Annotated in this window: 14 protein-coding genes; 6 read left to right on the top strand and 8 right to left on the bottom strand. The window is 71.8% G+C overall.

What is annotated here, in order from left to right; genetic code table 11:
- Positions 1-166 precede the first annotated feature (166 nt).
- Positions 167-682: an aggregation-promoting factor C-terminal-like domain-containing protein gene (locus tag BLR04_RS21020; RefSeq protein WP_245740391.1), complete on the bottom strand. Its 516-nt coding sequence runs from the start codon at positions 680-682 to the stop codon at positions 167-169.
- Between the two features lie 479 nt (positions 683-1,161).
- On the opposite strand from BLR04_RS21020, the gene BLR04_RS21015 reads away from it, so the two are divergent.
- Complete coding sequence (locus BLR04_RS21015; RefSeq protein ID WP_090767874.1) at positions 1,162-1,647, top strand: glutathione peroxidase; 486 nt, start codon at positions 1,162-1,164, stop codon at positions 1,645-1,647.
- Between the two features lie 3 nt (positions 1,648-1,650).
- On the opposite strand, the gene BLR04_RS21010 is transcribed toward BLR04_RS21015, so the two are convergent.
- Together BLR04_RS21010 and BLR04_RS21005 are read right to left on the bottom strand one after the other, a co-directional pair.
- Positions 1,651-2,526: an alpha/beta fold hydrolase gene (locus BLR04_RS21010; RefSeq protein WP_090768318.1), complete on the bottom strand. Its 876-nt coding sequence runs from the start codon at positions 2,524-2,526 to the stop codon at positions 1,651-1,653.
- Positions 2,527-2,551: 25 nt separating this feature from the next.
- Entirely contained in the window at positions 2,552-5,290 is a 2,739-nt protein-coding gene (locus BLR04_RS21005; RefSeq protein ID WP_090767871.1) for a helix-turn-helix transcriptional regulator, read from the bottom strand.
- Positions 5,291-5,429: 139 nt separating this feature from the next.
- Between BLR04_RS21005 and BLR04_RS21000 the strand changes: the two genes are divergently transcribed.
- Positions 5,430-6,560: a 2,5-dihydroxypyridine 5,6-dioxygenase NicX family protein gene (locus BLR04_RS21000; RefSeq protein WP_090767868.1), complete on the top strand. Its 1,131-nt coding sequence runs from the start codon at positions 5,430-5,432 to the stop codon at positions 6,558-6,560.
- Position 6,561: 1 nt separating this feature from the next.
- Here the strand turns inward: BLR04_RS21000 and BLR04_RS20995 are convergent, their stop codons facing one another.
- Both BLR04_RS20995 and BLR04_RS20990 read right to left on the bottom strand, forming a co-directional pair.
- The gene (locus BLR04_RS20995; RefSeq protein ID WP_090767865.1) at positions 6,562-7,380 is read right to left on the bottom strand and encodes a hypothetical protein; all 819 of its coding nucleotides are present in this window, start codon (positions 7,378-7,380) and stop codon (positions 6,562-6,564) included.
- Positions 7,381-7,455: 75 nt separating this feature from the next.
- Entirely contained in the window at positions 7,456-8,523 is a 1,068-nt protein-coding gene (locus tag BLR04_RS20990; RefSeq protein WP_090767863.1) for a LacI family DNA-binding transcriptional regulator, read from the bottom strand.
- Between the two features lie 186 nt (positions 8,524-8,709).
- Between BLR04_RS20990 and BLR04_RS20985 the strand changes: the two genes are divergently transcribed.
- Positions 8,710-9,924 (top strand): ABC transporter ATP-binding protein, encoded by a 1,215-nt coding sequence (locus tag BLR04_RS20985; RefSeq protein ID WP_090767862.1) that lies wholly within the window; start codon positions 8,710-8,712, stop codon positions 9,922-9,924.
- Between the two features lie 110 nt (positions 9,925-10,034).
- On the opposite strand, the gene BLR04_RS20980 is transcribed toward BLR04_RS20985, so the two are convergent.
- Positions 10,035-10,784: an SDR family NAD(P)-dependent oxidoreductase gene (locus BLR04_RS20980; protein ID WP_090767859.1), complete on the bottom strand. Its 750-nt coding sequence runs from the start codon at positions 10,782-10,784 to the stop codon at positions 10,035-10,037.
- A gap of 34 nt (positions 10,785-10,818) precedes the next feature.
- On the opposite strand from BLR04_RS20980, the gene BLR04_RS20975 reads away from it, so the two are divergent.
- Positions 10,819-11,961, top strand: coding sequence for a PQQ-dependent sugar dehydrogenase (locus BLR04_RS20975; RefSeq protein ID WP_218129097.1), 1,143 nt, complete (start codon positions 10,819-10,821; stop codon positions 11,959-11,961).
- Here the strand turns inward: BLR04_RS20975 and BLR04_RS20970 are convergent.
- Together BLR04_RS20970 and BLR04_RS20965 are read right to left on the bottom strand one after the other, a co-directional pair.
- Positions 11,921-12,256 carry a carboxymuconolactone decarboxylase family protein gene (locus BLR04_RS20970; protein ID WP_143022123.1) on the bottom strand — a complete coding sequence of 112 codons (336 nt, stop codon included), beginning with the start codon at positions 12,254-12,256 and terminating at the stop codon, positions 11,921-11,923. The two genes, BLR04_RS20975 and BLR04_RS20970, sit on opposite strands and share 41 nt — an antisense overlap.
- A gap of 212 nt (positions 12,257-12,468) precedes the next feature.
- Positions 12,469-13,707, bottom strand: a complete 1,239-nt coding sequence (locus BLR04_RS20965) for a TerC/Alx family metal homeostasis membrane protein (protein WP_245740389.1) — start codon at positions 13,705-13,707, stop codon at positions 12,469-12,471.
- An 89-nt stretch (positions 13,708-13,796) separates the two neighbouring features.
- Here BLR04_RS20965 and BLR04_RS20960 point away from each other — a divergent pair, with 89 nt between their 5' ends.
- Complete coding sequence (locus BLR04_RS20960; protein WP_090767850.1) at positions 13,797-14,906, top strand: NAD(P)/FAD-dependent oxidoreductase; 1,110 nt, start codon at positions 13,797-13,799, stop codon at positions 14,904-14,906.
- A 129-nt stretch (positions 14,907-15,035) separates the two neighbouring features.
- Positions 15,036-16,052, top strand: a complete 1,017-nt coding sequence (gene glnII, locus BLR04_RS20955; protein ID WP_090767847.1) for a glutamine synthetase — start codon at positions 15,036-15,038, stop codon at positions 16,050-16,052.
- The last annotated feature ends 18 nt before the right edge of the window (positions 16,053-16,070 follow it).

Here is a 16,070-nt window from a genome sequence, read left to right as displayed (position 1 = left end):
CGGATCGACCGCGCTCGCTCAGCCGTCGAGGGGGTTCGCCGAGGTCACTGCTGTGTCGGGGCTGCTGTCCGTGTGCGACCACGAGCGACGGAGACGAACGCGGGACGCACGCGGGACGTCGGGAGGGCATCCGGTGACTCGGGGCCGGATGCCCTCCGGAGCCGCTCTAGTACCAGTTGTGTGATCTGAAGTGACCCCAGGCGCCGCACGGCCTGCCGTACCTCCCCTTGATGTAGGCGAGACCCCACCGGATCTGCGTCTCGGGATTCGACCGCCAGTCGCGGCCGGAAACGCTCATTTTCCCGGCGGGCAGTGCCTGCGGGATCCCGTACGCTCCCGACGAACGGTTGTGCGCCCGGTGGTTCCACCCGCTCTCGCGGGTCCACAGGTTGTCCAGGCAGCGGAACTCGCGGTAGTTCCACGAGCGGCGGACGACATGGCCGAGGGCGATCTTCTTGTTCCTGTTGGCCGGCGAGATCGAGGCCAGCTTCGGTTGCGCGGACGTGGTCCAGGTCCGGGTCTTCACCGGGAGCCGCGACGGTGTCTGCGGAACGGCCGGCGTGAGCCAGGTGCGGACCTGGATCGGCGGGCGGGCCTCGGTCTCGGCCAGTGCCGGGGTGCCCAGCGCCGTGATTGCGGTTACGGAGATGAGAGTGCTGCTCAGCACACGTTTGCTGTCCAAGACGTTCCTTGCTGTCAGGTCGTGTGCGGACGGGCGCGCTGTCAAGCGGCGCCTGCTGCCGGCCCGCGTCCGTGGCTCGGACGCGGAGGGTCCGCGCGGCCATCCGGGACCTTTTCCACCCGTTCGTGCTGGGCGGCCCGGAGGGCACCACGACGTGTCCTCTAGCACGATTCCTAATACGGTTAGTAACCACTGGTCACACAGAGTGACACGCGAAGGACAGACGTTTGTGTGATCGTTGCGGGTGAAAGGTCGTCCCACTGGGACGGGTTTGCCCGTCCCGTCGCCCGGCAGGGAGAGGCTTGACGCGACAAGCGCGCAAGCGTGGGGTTTGGTCTGCCGCGTTCGGTGGGAGGGAAGCGGCTCGGGGCGCGACACGAGGTCCGGCGTGGCCGGTCCACCAATGGCTTCATATCCCGATTTAGTGGCATTCGGTTGGGGCGGTAAACGGTGGTTTACCGGTTCTGTAGTCTCAGAGCATGAGCCTCAAGGACATCCCGCTGCGCACCCTCGCCGACGCACCCACCACCCTCGGCGAGCTCGCGCCCGGCAAGGCGGCGCTCGTCGTCAACGTGGCCTCCCGCTGCGGCCTGACCCCGCAGTATGCGGCCCTCGTCGAACTCCAGCGCGCGTACGGCCCCCGCGGCTTCACGGTGATCGGTATGCCGTGCAACCAGTTCGCCGGCCAGGAGCCCGGCAGCGCGGAGGAGATCCAGCAGTTCTGCAGCGCCACGTACGGGGTCGACTTCCCGCTGCTCGCGAAGGCCGACGTCAACGGCCCCGACCGTCACCCCCTGTACGAGCAGCTCACCCAGGCCCAGGACGAGGCCGGCGAGACCGGGGACGTGCAGTGGAACTTCGAGAAGTTCCTGGTGGACGGCGACGGACGGGTCGTGGCCCGCTTCCGCCCCCGTACCACCCCGGACGACCCGGCCGTCACCTCGGCGATCGAGAAGCTCCTCTGACCGTCACTCCGCCGTGTGCGCGAGGACGGCCGCGGCGAGTTCCTCGTGCACCTCGGCGGGCAGCGTGTGCCCCAGGCCCTTGATCGTCAGCAGCCGCGCCCCAGGAATCCGCTCGGCGACGAGCGCGCCGTGGCCCGGCTTGACCGGCTCGTGAGTGCCCTCGACGACCAGGGTCGGTGCCGTGATCTCGGGCAGCCGGCCCACCGGCTCGAAGTCCGGCCTGGCCATGGCGGCCCGCCGGTGGTTGGCCGCCGCGGCGAGGTCGCGGGCCCGGTCGTGGACGCGTTCCTGCAGGCGGCGGGCGTCGTCCTCGTCGAAGGGCAGCCCCGTGCCGTGCAGCACGCGCTGCTCGGCGATCATCGACTCCACGCGCTCGCGCCGGTCGGCGGGCGGCGGGGCGGCCATGAGCTGCCGGTAGAAGGCCACGAACTCGGGGGCCGGCTCCGGCAGGCTGCCCGCCGGCTGCGGCTCGCCCATCAGCGCCCGCACGAGCACCGTGCCCTCGCCCTCGCCGAGCGGCGAGGAACCGATGACGGTCAGCGTGCGCACCCGTTCCGGGTGCTCCACGGCGAGCAGCTGCCCGAGCAGCCCGCCCGCCGAATGGCACACCAGGTGCGCGCTGTCCAGCCCGTGCGCGTCCATCACCCGCAGCACGTCGTCCTTGATGTCCTCCCACGTGTACGGGTCGCGGTCGAAGTCGACGGTGTCGGACCGGCCGGTGTCGCGGTGGTCGTACCGGATCACGCGCCGGCCGCCCGCCGCGAGCCTGCCCACGAACGCGTCCGGCCACAGGACGCCCTGCGACATCGAACCCATGACCAGCAGGATCGGCGCGTCCGTGGCGGCGCCGAACTCTTCGCTCCACAAGGTGATCTGCATGTCGCCCAGCATGCCGCCGGCCGCCCTACGGCGCCTTCCGTAGAACTACCAGCCTCGCCAGTTCCGTACGGGTACCGATGCCGAGCTTCGGATAGATCTTGTACAGGTGGTACTCGACCGTACGCGGGCTGAGGAAGAGCCGCGCGGCGATCTCCTTGCTGGACAGGCCGTCGGCGACCAGCCCGGCGATGCGCAGCTCCTGCGGCGTCAGCAGGTCGAGGACCGATCCCGCGGGGGCCTCGGCGCTCTCGCCCGCCGCCCGCAGCTCGGCGTGCGCGCGCCGCGCCCACGGCTCGGCCCCGGCCTGCCGGAACGTCTCCAGCGCCGTCCGCAGTCGCGCCCGCGCCTCGCCGGGCCGGTGCGCCCGGCGCAGCCGCTCGCCCAGCAGCAGCGCGGTCCGCGCCGCCTCGTACGGGTTGGTGTGCGAGCGCAGCGCCTCGGCGAACCCCTCGATCGCCTCCTCGCCGTCCGGCGGGGCGACGAGGGCGCGGCAGCGGGCGAGCAGCGCGCGCGACTCCGCCGTCGCCGCGTGCGCCGACCACCGCTCGTACGCCTCCAGCGCCGTCCGCGCGCCGTTCAGGTCGCCCGCGCCGACGGCCGCCTCGATCCGGTCGGGGGTCGAACGCCACACCACCGAGGGATGTCCCGCTCCGGGACCCGCGTTCACGAGCGCGCAGAACCGGTCGTGCGCCGCGTCGAACCGGCCCAGCCCGAGGTCGAGCATGCCGAGCGCGTACGCCGCCGTGCCCGCGCGCAGCCCCACCCGGTGGGGGAGGGCGATGGCCAGCGCCTCGTGGGCGTGCCTTCGGCAAATCTCCTCCTGCCCGCGCAGCGCCGCGACCGCCGCCAGGTTGGCCTGGTGGGCGGCCACGGTGTTGACGTATCCGGCCTCGCGGGCCAGCTCCAGCCCCTCCTCGGAGACGGCCTGGCTCTCCGCCAGCCGCCCGGCGATGCGCTCGGCCGTGGCGACGTACTCGAGCACCACCGGGAGCTGCCCGGTCATGCCCGACACCCGGGCCACCCGTCCGGCCCGGCCGATCAGCTCGGCCGACAGGTCGGCCTCGCCCAGCTGACTGGCCGCCGCCGACGCCCACAGGAACTCCGCCGCGTCCCGCAGCTCCCCGGTACGGGCGAGCGCCCGCCGCAGCAGGCCGGGCCCGTCCTCGCGGCCGGCCGGCACCGCGCCGACCCCGGCGACCGCGTCCCGCAGGAAACCCTCGGGGTAAGCCTCCGCCCGCCGCCCGATCTCGATCAGAGCCGCCGTGTCACCCACGTACGCCGCCGCCTCCGAGGCGTCGGCCAACAGCGCGAGCCCATCCGCCGACCTCGCGGCGGCGCCGCTGCCCGCGGACAGGATTCGGACGGCCTCGGAGGCGTCGCCTGAGTTCAGCTCGAAACGTCCACGGAGCTGGGCGATCTGCGACTCGAGCGCCGCGTCGCCGCCCGCGTGCCGGCGGGCCTCGGCGAGCAGCGACTGCGCCCGTCCAGGGAGGCCGCCGAGCCAGGCGGAGACGGCGGCGTCCTTGAGCCGCCCGGCGCGCGTGAGCGGGGCAGGGGTGAGGTCGGCGGCCCTGGCCAGCCCGACGGCGGCGGCGCCGTAGCCGCCCCGGTCCCGAGCACGGGCCGCCGCCCGCGCGAGCTCGGCCGCGACGAACTCGTCCGGACCGAGCGCGGCCCCCGCCAGATGCCAGGCCCGCCGATCCGCGAAAGCCCCCGTGTCCGGAGCCTCCCGGTCGGTGGCCGCTGTGTCCGCGGCCCCCGTGTCATGGGCTTGTGGTTCGGTGGCCGCCGCGAGTTCCGCGTGGGCGGTGCGGCGGGCGGCGGGGGTGGCGGATTCGTGGACCGCAGATCGGACGAGCGGGTGGTGGAAGCGTACGGACGTGCCCGTGACGTGGGCGAGCCCGGCTGCTTCCAGTTCGTCCAGCGCCGGCCGTCCCGCGCTCCCCGACGCGCGCAGCACCGTGCCGAGGTCGCCCTCCAGCGCCGCGAGCAGCGCCAGCCGCCGGACCGGCGCGGGCAGCGCCGCAACCCGCTCGCCGAACAGCCGGCTGCCTCCGGGCAGCGGGTCGGGCAGCGGTTCGCGCCCGCCGAGCTGGTCGGGGCTCAGCCGCCGTACGGTCTCGCGCAGCGCGAGCGGGTTGCCCGCGGTGAGCGTCACGAGGCGCTGCCGCACCCCGGCGGCGATCGTCCCGCCCGCCAGGGCGTCGAGCAGCCCGGCCGCCGCCTCCTCGGGCAGCCCGCCGACGTCCAGCGACGGCACGCCCTTGACCGGAGCGTCCCCGCGCACGGTCAGCAGCAGCGCGACCCGCTCGGTGCCGAGGCGCCGGGCCGCGAACAGCAGCGCGTCGGCCGAGGCGCGGTCCACCCACTGGAAGTCGTCCACCACGCAGACCAGCCCGTCGGGCGCGGCGGCCTCGGCCAGCAGCGACAGCACCCCCGCCCCGAGCAGGAACCGATCGCCAGAGGCCGCGAGGCCGAGCGCCCCGCGCACCGCCGCCCGCTGCGGACCTGGCAGCGCGTCCAGCAGCCCGGTGACCGGGCGCAGCAACTGGTGCAGGGCGGCGAACGCCAGGTCGGATTCGGCCTCCACGCCGACGGCCTCGAGCACCCGCATGGCCCCGGCCCCGGAGGCCGCCCGGTCGAGCAGCGCCGTCTTGCCCGCACCCGCCTCGCCGCGCAGCACCAGCGCGCCGCCCTCGCCTCCGTGGGCTCGGGCGATCAGCTCGTCGATGGCGGCGATCTCCGCCTGTCTGCCGTGCAGCACAGCAAGAGACCTTATGGGGGAATGTCGTGGTAAACGACTCGTCTGGCGGAGGGCCGACCGGTCAAAGGTCGTCCCGCTCGCGCGCAGGGCGCGCGAAGCGGGGGTATCGGTCACTCGGACGCCCGCCGAGGAGAGTGTGATGACGACCAACCCGTACGCAGGATCGCCCGTCGGCTACGCCGCCGAGCCGGCCGTGGGACCGTACTCGATCGTGGAGCTGATGCCCGGAGTGCGCAACCTCTGCGAGTACGTACGGCTGTCGTCCGGTGAACGCGTGCTGCTGATGATGGAGCACACCGTCGACCCGGTCGTCGTGCAGGCCATCGCCGCGGCGGCGGCGCTGCGGGACACCGACGTGCGCATCCTGTCGGTGCCCCCGTTCAGCCCCGGCGGATGGGACCGGCAGGCGTCGTACGCGATCGAGACCGCGGCCTTCCACGAGGCCGACGTCGTGATCAGCGGCACCTGGTGGGGCGAGGTGCACACGGCGCCGCTGTTCTTCGACCAGATCAAGTCGCGCTCCTCGCGCTTCCTGTCCCTGCACATGACCGCCACGGCGGGGGCGCTGCTCACCGGCGGACGGCTGCCCGCCGAGGTCTTCTACGCGCTGCTGGAGCGGACGCTGCGGCAGCTGTCGGCCGCGCGCGAGATCCGGGTGACGTCCGCGAAGGGGACCGACCTGACGTTCTCGGGGTTCGCGTTCGACCCCGACCCCGGCGCCATGCGGCCCGGCGACTGGCGGCCGTTCCCGTACGGTGGCGCGAACTTCTGGCCGACCGACACCGAGGGCGTGCTCGTGGTCGAGGAGTCGACCGCGACCGGCGTGCCGGAGGAGCCGCTGCGCATCACGCTCGAGGGCAACCTGGTCCGCAAGATCGAGGGCGGGACGGCGGCCGCGCAGCTGCGCCGGTACGCCCCCGGGGGCTTCTACATGCGCCACGGCCTGATCGGGCTGAACCCGAAGGTGCGGATCGCCGGCGGCTCGCAGTTCGAACGCGAGAAGCACGCCGGCGCCTTCTACTGCGGCCTCGACGGCCTGACCGACGGTGAGCCGGTCACCACGGGGCCCGGCTTCGCGCACTGCGACTGCCAGGTGGACCGGCCCACCGTGATCGTCGACGGTGAGGTGTTCATCGAGCACGGCCGCCTGCTCATCCTGGACGAGCCACACATCAGGGACGTCGCGGCCCGCTTCGGCCCGCCCGACGTGATCCTCGACGACAACCCGATGATGGTCCTGCCCCGCCGCTACACCGGAGCCCCCGCCTGACTCAGGGGGAGTCGGCAGGGTCTTTGTCGGGGAACGTGAGCTCGTCGAGCGTCGCCACCTGATCGGCCGCGGGAGGCCGGATGTCGGCAGCGTGCCCCCACCGCGACAGGCGGACGTCGACGACCTCCTGGACGGGGTCGAAGGTGTCCTCTCCCTCTCCCAGCAAGCCGGGCTGCCAGGAGGAACTGTGGCATCGGCGGATGAGCTGGTCCTGCCCTGTCCAGAGCTGCCAGTTGATGCGGACCTGCAGGTAAGCGCCTGTGGGCCTGTTGCGGCCGATACGGACGTCTGGGTCCACCTCGGTGAGCTCACCCAAGGTGATGACTCCCTCGTACAGGGTGGTGCGGGTGCCGTCGTGCACGCCGGCCGGGCGCTTGCCCGTGGCACCGGAGAGCAGGGCCTTGAGCGTCGCGGGGTGGCTCAGCCGCAGATGGCCACAGGTCAGGGCGAGGGACTGCTTCACCTCGATGATCGACCAGCTCTTCCCCGCAGGCAGGTACCGATGCTGGTCACGGTGCTGCTCGTAGTACCGGTCCTTGAAGTCGATCCTGCGTATCCAGTAGGTGCCGTCGGTGCGGTTGAGGGTCTCGCTCGCGACGACCTCACCGTTCGCCAGTCGGTGCACCCCCGAATCCCGGTAGGTGTTCGGCTTCTCGCCGGGCTCGGTGAAGGTGGTGACCTGCGTGGCCGTCACGCCGGTGCCGCTCGCCAGCTGGACGCGTAGCGCGGCGACGGGGTCGAGGCGGGTCTCGGCCGGGGCCGACGGCGGGACGACCGCGGCCACGCACGTGATCGTCAGGGCGAGCACCCAGAGCCTCATGGGGCATCTCCTCGGGACGGAACGCGGCCGGGCCGCGTGATCATCGCAGGCGGAGATCTCGTCCCGATATCAGATTCAGGGACGGCGAGGCCCGCAGCTGCCGCGGACGATCAGCTCGGTGGGCAGGACGACGTCGCGCGGACGCCGCCCGCCCGAGCGCATCACCAGCTCGGCCGCCCGGTAGCCCATGTCGCGCCCCGGCTGCGCGACCACCGTCAGCGGCGGTGAGCACAACTCGGCCCACGGCACGTCGTCGTACATGACCAGCGACACGTCCCGAGGCACCCGCAGGTCGAGCTCGCGGGCCGCGAGCACCGCGGCCTCGCCGAGCACGTTGCCGCCCGCCACCACGGCCGTCAGATCAGGACGGCTCAGGAAGAGGCTGGAGGCGGCGGCGTAGGCCGAGTCGCGGGAGCCGGTGGCGAACACGACGAGGTCGTCGTCCACCGGCGTGCCCACCGCCTCACGGAACGCGGCCGCCCGCCGGTCGTGCCCCGGCCCGCCGAGGAACGCGATGCGCCGATGGCCGAGCCCGCGCAGGTAGCGGACGGCCGTACGGATGCCGGCCCGGTCGTCGGCCACCACCGACGGCACGTCGAGCGGCCGCCCGCGCGGCGCCGGCGGCAGGCCGTCGAGCAGCATGAGGTCGTGCACGGCGAGCGCCGCGGTGTCGTCGTCCTCGTGCGTCCCCTCGCTGGGCAGGCGGTCGGCGAAGACCACCGTCATACCGGCGCGCAGCGCCGGGGCCCACGTCTCGGCGTCGCCGGACGGCACGGCGATCAGCCGGTCGACGCTCTGCTCCAGCAGCATGCCGATGAGGTCGGCCTCCTGCTCGGGGTCGCCGCCGGTGGAGCCGATCACGACCGGTTCGCCGGCCGATCGGGCGCAGGCGAGCACGCCCTCGGACAGCTGTCCGTAGAAGGTGTCGGTCAGGTCGGGGACGAGCAGGCCCATGCCGCCCGTACGGCGCTGGCGCAGGTTGCGGCCGAGGGCGCTCGGCCGGTAGTCGAGCTGCGCGGCGACGGCCAGGACCCGCTCGCGCGTCTGCGGGCTGGCCGAGCCGCCCGACAGCACACGGGAGACGGTCGCGACGCCCACACCGGCCGCCTCGGCCACATCCTTGATCGTCACTCGCCGATTCATGGAAACGATTCCATCATGGTTTCACGGAAACGGACAGCAAACCGCTCCACAACGCCTGGTCACGCGAGAACCCTTGACACCCATGTCCGTTTCGGGTGAGATGCTTGAAAACGTATCCACCTGAGTGGGGCGCGTAAGCAATGTCGGCCGATGTCGGCCGGCTGCCCTGGAGCGCGAAGGAATGTCATGGCATCCATCGTTCTGACGAACGTCGACAAGATCTACGCCGGTGGCGTGAAGGCCGTGAACGGACTCAACCTTGAGATCAAGGACGGCGAGTTCATGGTGCTGGTCGGTCCGTCCGGATGCGGTAAGTCGACCGCGCTCCGGATGATCGCCGGTCTGGAGGACATCAGCGGTGGCGAGATCGCCATCGGCGAGAAGGTGGTCAACCACCTGCCGCCGAAGGACCGCGACATCGCGATGGTCTTCCAGAACTACGCGCTCTACCCCCACATGACGGTGGAGGAGAACCTCGCCTTCGGCCTCAAGCTCCGCAAGATGCCGAAGCCCGAGATCCAGAAGCGGGTCAACGAGGCCGCCAAGATGCTCGGCCTCGAGGCCTACCTCAAGCGCAAGCCTGCCGCTCTGTCCGGTGGTCAGCGCCAGCGTGTCGCCATGGGCCGCGCCATCGTCCGTGAGCCGCAGGCCTTCCTCATGGACGAGCCGCTGTCCAACCTGGACGCCAAGCTCCGTGTCTCGATGCGCGCCTCGCTCAACCAGATGCACGAGCGCCTCGGCGTCACCACCGTGTACGTCACCCACGACCAGGTCGAGGCCATGACCCTCGGCGACCGGGTCTGCGTGCTGCGCGACGGCATCCTGCAGCAGGTCGACACCCCGCAGAACCTGTTCGACAAGCCGGTCAACCTGTTCGTCGCCGGCTTCATGGGCTCGCCCGCGATGAACTTCGTGACCGCCGAGCTGGTCCGCGACGACGACGGCGCCGCCGTCACCTTCGCCGACATCAGGCTGCCGATCCCCGAGGCGACCTTCACCGACAAGCCGGGCCTCGACGACTACATCGGCAAGAAGATCATCCTCGGCATCCGCCCGTCGGACTTCGAGGACGCCAACTCGGCCGGCAACCACGCCAACGGCTGGGCCACCCTGCCGGTCAAGGCGGAGGTCACCGAGGAGCTGGGCTCCGAGATCAACGTGCTGTTCCTCATCGACGCCCCGCCGGTCGAGCACAAGGACACCGTCGCCGCCGCCGACACCGGCGACGACGAAGAGGCGGCGCTGCCGCTGACCGGCGACAAGTCGCTGTGGACGGCCCGCGTCAACGCCCGCAGCCACGTGCGCCCCGGCCAGACCATCGACCTGGTCCTCGACACGCACAACCTGCACTTCTTCGACTCGGCCAGCGGCCTGGCCATCGGCCACGAGGCCAACCGCTGACCTGAGATTCCCGGCCGTGAGCCCAGCTCACGGCCGCCCGGGCCCCCACCGCGACCCCCTCCCGCGGCGGGGGCCCGTTTCGTGTGCGAACGGCCCCTTACCTGTACGCCTCAGCGGCCGATGCGCGCCGACACCATCGCCTGCACGCCGCGCGGCACGTACCGGCCGACGGCGACGATCGCCTTGTAGCGGGGGTCGGGCACCGACACGCTCTTGCCGAGCGCGAGGTCGCGCATCGCGGCGCGCACCACGTCGTCGGCCTTGAGCCAGAGGAACCCCGGGATGCCCGAGGTGTCCATCGCGGCCCGCTGGTGGAACTCGGTGCGTACGAAACCGGGGCACAACGCCATGATGCGGATGCGGGGGTTGCCCAGATCGGCGTTGGCAGACTCGCTGAAGTTGACCACCCACGCCTTCGACGCGCTGTAGGTGCCGCGCGGGAAGAACGCCGCCACCGACGCCACGTTGACGATCGCGCCCCGGCCGCGCCGCCGCATGGAGGGCAGCGCCGCGAGCGTCAGCCGCAGCACCGCCTCGCAGTGGAGCTTCAGCATGCGCACCTCGTCGGCCATGGGAACCTCGGGGAAGCGGCCGGGGTGGCCGAACCCCGCGTTGTTCACCAGCAGGTCGACGCCGTCGCCGAGCCTCGCCTCGACCGCGGCCAGGCCGTCCTCGGTGGCCAGGTCGGCGGGCAGCACCTCGACGCCGACGCCGTACCTGAGCTTGAGCTGGTCGGCGAACCGGGCCAAACGGGACTCGTCGCGCGCCACGAGGACGAGCGAGAACGCGTCGGCGGCCAGGCGCCGCGCGAAGGCGGCGCCGAGGCCGGCGGTCGCGCCGGTGATCAGTGCGGTAGGCATGTCTGAACCTTAACGTTCATGGCAGGATGACGATGTGCGCCCCGTCGTGGCCCTCATCGCTCTTGTGGCCCTCACCGCGTGTTCACCGGCCGGGCCGTCCGCCGCGCCCGCGCCCAGCACCGCCGCGCCCGCGCCGAGCACCGCCGCGCCCACCGGCTCGTCTTCCGCGAGCTCCGGCGAGCTGCGGTTCCGCGAGGTCGCCCGGCTGGAGCAGCCCGTGGCCCTTGCCGTACGCGAGGGCGACGACCGCCTCTACGTCGCCGAGCAGGGCGGGAAGCTGCGCACCTCCGACGGCGCCACCGTGATCGACCTGTCCGGCGAGGTGAGCACCGGCAACGAGCAGGGGCTGCTCGGCGTGGCCTTTCACCCCACCGGCCGCTGGCTCTATCTCGACTGGACCGACGCGCAGGGCCGCACCCACGTCACCGAGTGGGCCTACGACGGCGCCCGCGCCACCGCCCGGCGCGACGTGCTCACCCAGGAGCAGCCGTACGCCAACCACAACGGCGGTCAGCTCGCCTTCGGCCCCGACGGGCACCTCTACGTCGCCCTCGGCGACGGCGGCAGCGCGGGCGACCCGCGCGGCAACGGGCAGAACCTCGGCACGCTCCTCGGCAAGATCCTGCGGATCGACCCGCGCGGCAGGCCGTACAAGATCCCCGACGACAACCCGTTCGCCGGACGGGAGGGAGCGCGGCCGGAGATCTGGGCGTACGGACTGCGCAATCCCTGGCGCTTCACCTTCGACCGCGAGAGCGGCGACCTGTGGATCGGCGACGTCGGGCAGAACGAACGCGAAGAGGTCAACCGCCAGCCCACCGGCTCAGGCGGCGGCGAGAACTACGGCTGGAACCTGCGCGAGGGCGACCAGGCCTACCGCGACGGCGAGGGGCGCGACCTCGCCGAGCCGGTGATCGTCTACCCGCTCGGCGAGGGCGGCAACTGCTCGGTGATCGCCGGCCACGTCTACCGCGGCCGGCAGATCCCGTGGCTGCGCGGGCACTTCCTGTACGGCGACTTCTGCGCCGGGTGGGTCAGGGCCGCCCCCGTCGACGACCTCAAGGCGGCGGCCGTGGTCGGACAGGTCGAGCAGCTTTCGTCGTTCGGTGAAGGCCCCGACGGCGAGCTCTACGCGCTCAGCCTGCAGGGTCCGCTGTACCGGATCGAGCCCGCCTGACGTTGTCGATCAACGTCTCGACCTGCTCGTTGAGCTGGGAGCCCCGGGCCCAGCCCGCGTAGTGGCACAGGAACACCACCACCTCGCGCAGCTCCGTCTCGGTCAGCTCCCCGGCGCGCAGGGCGACGTCGAGCTGAACAGTCGTCTGGTCGTGCAGTCCTTGTCCGACGAGCAGCCCGAGCAGCAGCAGCCGGCGCTCCCTGACCGTCAACACCTTGCGCGCCCACAGGTCCGCGAAAAGACGCTCGGCCGTGATGCCGAAGGAGTCGACGGTCTCCATGGCGGGTTCTGTCATTGTGCGCTCCGGGTATCGGAAAGGATCCTCATGTCTTTCGCCACTTCCTGAGTTGAACGCATGGAGGTTGCATGAACGTTGTCGCGGCACGGTGGAGGCGGCAGCGAGACCAAGGATGCGGGGCCGGAGAAAAGGGCAAGATTCACCACGATACAGCGGGCGTCGCAGCGCAGACAGGCCGCGCGTGGTGAGGTTTCCCGACGTGTGCGGGCTCAGGCTTCGCGCGTGCGGTCGTGCTCGTCGTGGGCGCGACGCAGCAACGCCACGAGCTGCTCGTCGTCGCTGATGCGCCGCACGTACTTCTCCGGCAGCTTGCGCAGCTGCGCCTCCTCGGCGAGCAGCCGCTGGAAGATCTCCTCCCTGACGTGCGGGTCGCGCTCGACGACCAGGTACTCCAGCGCGTGCCGGCGCGCCGCCGAGATCGCGTTCTGCGCCACGCCCTTCGGGCTGAACAACGAGGCCAGCACGGTGACCAGCAGCACCACGATGATCACCACCAGGGAGAGCCCGGTGCTGATCTCGATGACCGGCACCGGCCGGCCGTTGTTGATGAACGGGACGTTGTTCTCGTGCAGCGCGTGCAGGATCAGCTTGACCCCGATGAAGCCCAGGATGAAGGCGAGCCCGAACGCGAGGTAGATGAGCCGGTCCAGCAGCCCGTCGATGAGGAAGTAGAGCTGGCGCAGGCCCAGCAGGGAGAACGCGGTGGCCGTGAAGACCAGGTAGACGTTCTGTGTCAGGCCGAAGATGGCCGGGATCGAGTCGAGCGCGAACATGATGTCGGTGCCGCCGATGGCGATCATCACGAGCGGCATCGGCGTCAGCACCCGTCTGCCGTGCACGACGGTGGACATCCGGTCGCCGTTGTAGACGTCCGTCGTACGCAGGTGTCTGCGGGCGAAGCGGATCAGGACGTTGTCGGGGGCGTGGCTCTCCTCGCTCTCCGGCTTGAGCAGGTTGCCGGCGGTGACCAGCAGGATGAGGCCGAAGAGGTAGAAGACCCACGCGAACAGGTTGATCAGCGCGGCCCCGACCAGGATGAACGCCGTCCGCGCCACCAGGGAGAGCGTGATGCCGATCAGCAGCACCTTCTGCTGCTCGGCGCGCGGCACCTTGAAGCTCGACATGATGACGAGGAAGACGAACAGGTTGTCCACCGACAGCGCCTTCTCCGTCACGTACCCCGCGAAGTACTCCGCGCCAGGGCCCGAGCCGCCGAACCACCAGACGCCCACCCCGAACAGCAGGGCGACGCCCACGTAGAGCGCCGACCAGACCGACGCCTCGCGCAGGCTGGGCACGTGCGCCCGGCGTACGTGGAAGACGTAGTCGAACAGCAGCAGGCCGACGATGCCGAGGATCGTCAGCCACCACACCGCGGCGGACGGGTCCACTCCACTCCACTCCAGGCTCCACGCGTACGAGCCGTCGTGGGGGCCGGCGACGCTCACTCGTTTGCTGACGGTTGTCGTGCCAGGTGCTACCCGGTCCAGGGGGCCGCAAGCGGGTTCCCTCCGGTCCGTCGCTAGACTTGGCGATCATGGAAGGTCGCCGGGTCATCGTCGTCGGCGCCGGGATCGCCGGCGCCGGGGTCGCGTTCGCGCTGGCCCGCCGCGGGGCGGACGTCACCGTCGCCGACCCCGGTCTGCCAGGACAGGCCACGCAGGCGAGCGCGGGCATCATCGCGCCGTGGGCCTCCACCGTCGAGGGCCCCCTCTACGACCTGTACGCGGCAGGCGCCGCCTACTACCCGCAGGTCGTCGGGCTGCTCGCCGAGGCGGGGGTGCTGCGTACCGACTACCGGCGCACGGGCGCCCTCGTCGTCCACGAGGACCCCGCCGTCCTCGACGAGGCACAGGCCCGCGCCGAGACCCGCGCCCGCGCGTCCGGCGGGGTCGCGGGCGAGGTGAGCCGCCTCGGCGGCGACGACGTGCGCGCCCTCGTGCCGGTGCTGGCGCCCGACCTGGAGGGCGTGTTCATCTCGGGCGGCGCCCGGGTCGACGGACGGACGATGTGCGAGGCGCTGCTGGAGGGCGCCGCCCGCCATGGCGCGCGGCGGCTGACCGGAGCCGCCCGGCTGCTCCCCGGCGGCGGCGGCATGCCCCGCGTCGTGGTCGGCACCGACGAGATCGAGGCCGACGACGTGGTGGTGGCCGTCGGCGCCTGGGCGGCCGACCTGCTGGAACCGCTCGGCGTCCGGCCGGGTGTCGAGCCGCAGCGCGGCCAGATCAGCCACCTTCGGGTGGAAGGTCACGACACGAGCGGATGGCCGTCTGTCCACCCGCTGTCCCACCACTACCTGGTGGCCTTCGACGACTCCCGGGTCGCGGTCGGCGCGACGCGGGAGACGGGTAGCGGGTTCGACGTCCGGGTCACCGCCCGCGGCCAGTGGCAGGTGCTCGCGGACGCGCTCCGCATCGCGCCAGGCCTGGCGGACGCGACGCTCATCGAGACCCGCATCGGGCTGCGGCCGCTGCCGTCCGGCGGGCTGCCGATCGTCGGCGCGCTGCCCGACCGCCCGGGTGTGCACGTCGTCGCCGGGTTCGGCGCGGCGGGCCTCACCATGGCGCCGTACGTAGGTGACGCCCTGGCACGCGCGATCCTCGACGGGCGGGCCGCACCCGAGCTTTCCGCCTTCGCGCCCCGGTAAGGTGCCTGCCACCTGACGTTCTGTCATCCCGAGCTGGGTTAACACGGCGTTCACATGTGGGCAAAAAGCGGGAAATGGCCGACCGCAATACTCGGTGTGGCTGCGAAAGACGCTGAAAGGACCCGCGCCGTGTACAAGGCTGAGTACATCTGGATCGACGGCACCGAGCCCACGGCTCTGCTGCGCTCGAAGACCAAGATCCTGGCCGACGGAGTCGAGCCGCCGGTCTGGGGTTTTGACGGCTCCAGCACCAACCAGGCTGAGGGACACTCGTCGGACCGCGTGCTCCGCCCCGTCTTCACCTGTCCCGACCCGATCCGCGGCGGTGACAGCGTCCTCGTCCTGTGTGAGGTCGAGGAGATCGACGGCGCCCCCCACTCGAGCAACACCCGTGCGCTGCTTCGCCCCATCGCCGAGCAGTACGCCGACCAGGACTCGTGGTTCGGCATCGAGCAGGAGTACACCTTCTTCAAGGGCAGCCGTCCGCTCGGCTTCCCCGACGGTGGCTTCCCCGCCCCGCAGGGCCCGTACTACTGCGGTGTCGGCGCCGACGCCATCTTCGGCCGTGACATCGTCGAGCTCCACCTCGACCGCTGCCTCGCCGCCGGACTGAAGCTGTCCGGCATCAACGCCGAGGTCATGCCCGGCCAGTGGGAGTTCCAGGTCGGCCCGGCGAGCCCGCTCGAGGTCGCCGACCACCTGTGGGTCGCCCGCTACCTGCTCTACCGGACGGCCGAGGAGTTCGGCGTCGAGGCCACCCTCGACCCCAAGCCCGCCCGCGGCGACTGGAACGGCGCCGGCGCGCACACCAACTTCTCCACCCGCGCCATGCGCGAGGGCTACGACGCGATCATCACCGCCTGCGAGGCGCTCGGCGAGGGCGACAAGCCCATGGAGCACATCACGCAGTACGGCGTCGGCGTCGAGTCCCGCCTCACCGGCGCCCACGAGACCGCCCCGTGGAACAAGTACTCCTACGGCGTCTCCCACCGCGGCGCGTCGGTGCGCATCCCGTGGCAGGTCGAGGTGGACAAGAAGGGCTACATCGAAGACCGTCGCCCCAACGCCAACGTCGACCCGTACGTCGTCACCCGCCTGCTGGTGAACACCTGCTGCGCGGCCCTGGAGAAGGCCGGCCAGGTCTGATCCCGGTCAGCTGAGGAA

The sequence above is a fragment of the Nonomuraea maritima genome (assembly GCF_900100395.1).
Taxonomy (GTDB): domain Bacteria; phylum Actinomycetota; class Actinomycetes; order Streptosporangiales; family Streptosporangiaceae; genus Nonomuraea; species Nonomuraea maritima.
The sequence above is the reverse complement of the archived record's forward strand: the minus strand, read 5'-3'. Positions and strand labels throughout refer to the sequence as shown.

Coding starts and splice junctions, on each gene's coding strand:
- BLR04_RS21015 (WP_090767874.1), top strand. CDS start 1,162: ATGAGCCTCAAGGACATCCCGCTGCGCACCCTCGCCGACGCACCCACC.
- BLR04_RS21010 (WP_090768318.1), bottom strand. CDS start 2,526: ATGCAGATCACCTTGTGGAGCGAAGAGTTCGGCGCCGCCACGGACGCG.
- BLR04_RS21000 (WP_090767868.1), top strand. CDS start 5,430: ATGACGACCAACCCGTACGCAGGATCGCCCGTCGGCTACGCCGCCGAG.
- BLR04_RS20995 (WP_090767865.1), bottom strand. CDS start 7,380: ATGAGGCTCTGGGTGCTCGCCCTGACGATCACGTGCGTGGCCGCGGTC.
- BLR04_RS20990 (WP_090767863.1), bottom strand. CDS start 8,523: ATGAATCGGCGAGTGACGATCAAGGATGTGGCCGAGGCGGCCGGTGTG.
- BLR04_RS20985 (WP_090767862.1), top strand. CDS start 8,710: ATGGCATCCATCGTTCTGACGAACGTCGACAAGATCTACGCCGGTGGC.
- BLR04_RS20980 (WP_090767859.1), bottom strand. CDS start 10,784: ATGCCTACCGCACTGATCACCGGCGCGACCGCCGGCCTCGGCGCCGCC.
- BLR04_RS20970 (WP_143022123.1), bottom strand. CDS start 12,256: ATGACAGAACCCGCCATGGAGACCGTCGACTCCTTCGGCATCACGGCC.
- BLR04_RS20960 (WP_090767850.1), top strand. CDS start 13,797: ATGGAAGGTCGCCGGGTCATCGTCGTCGGCGCCGGGATCGCCGGCGCC.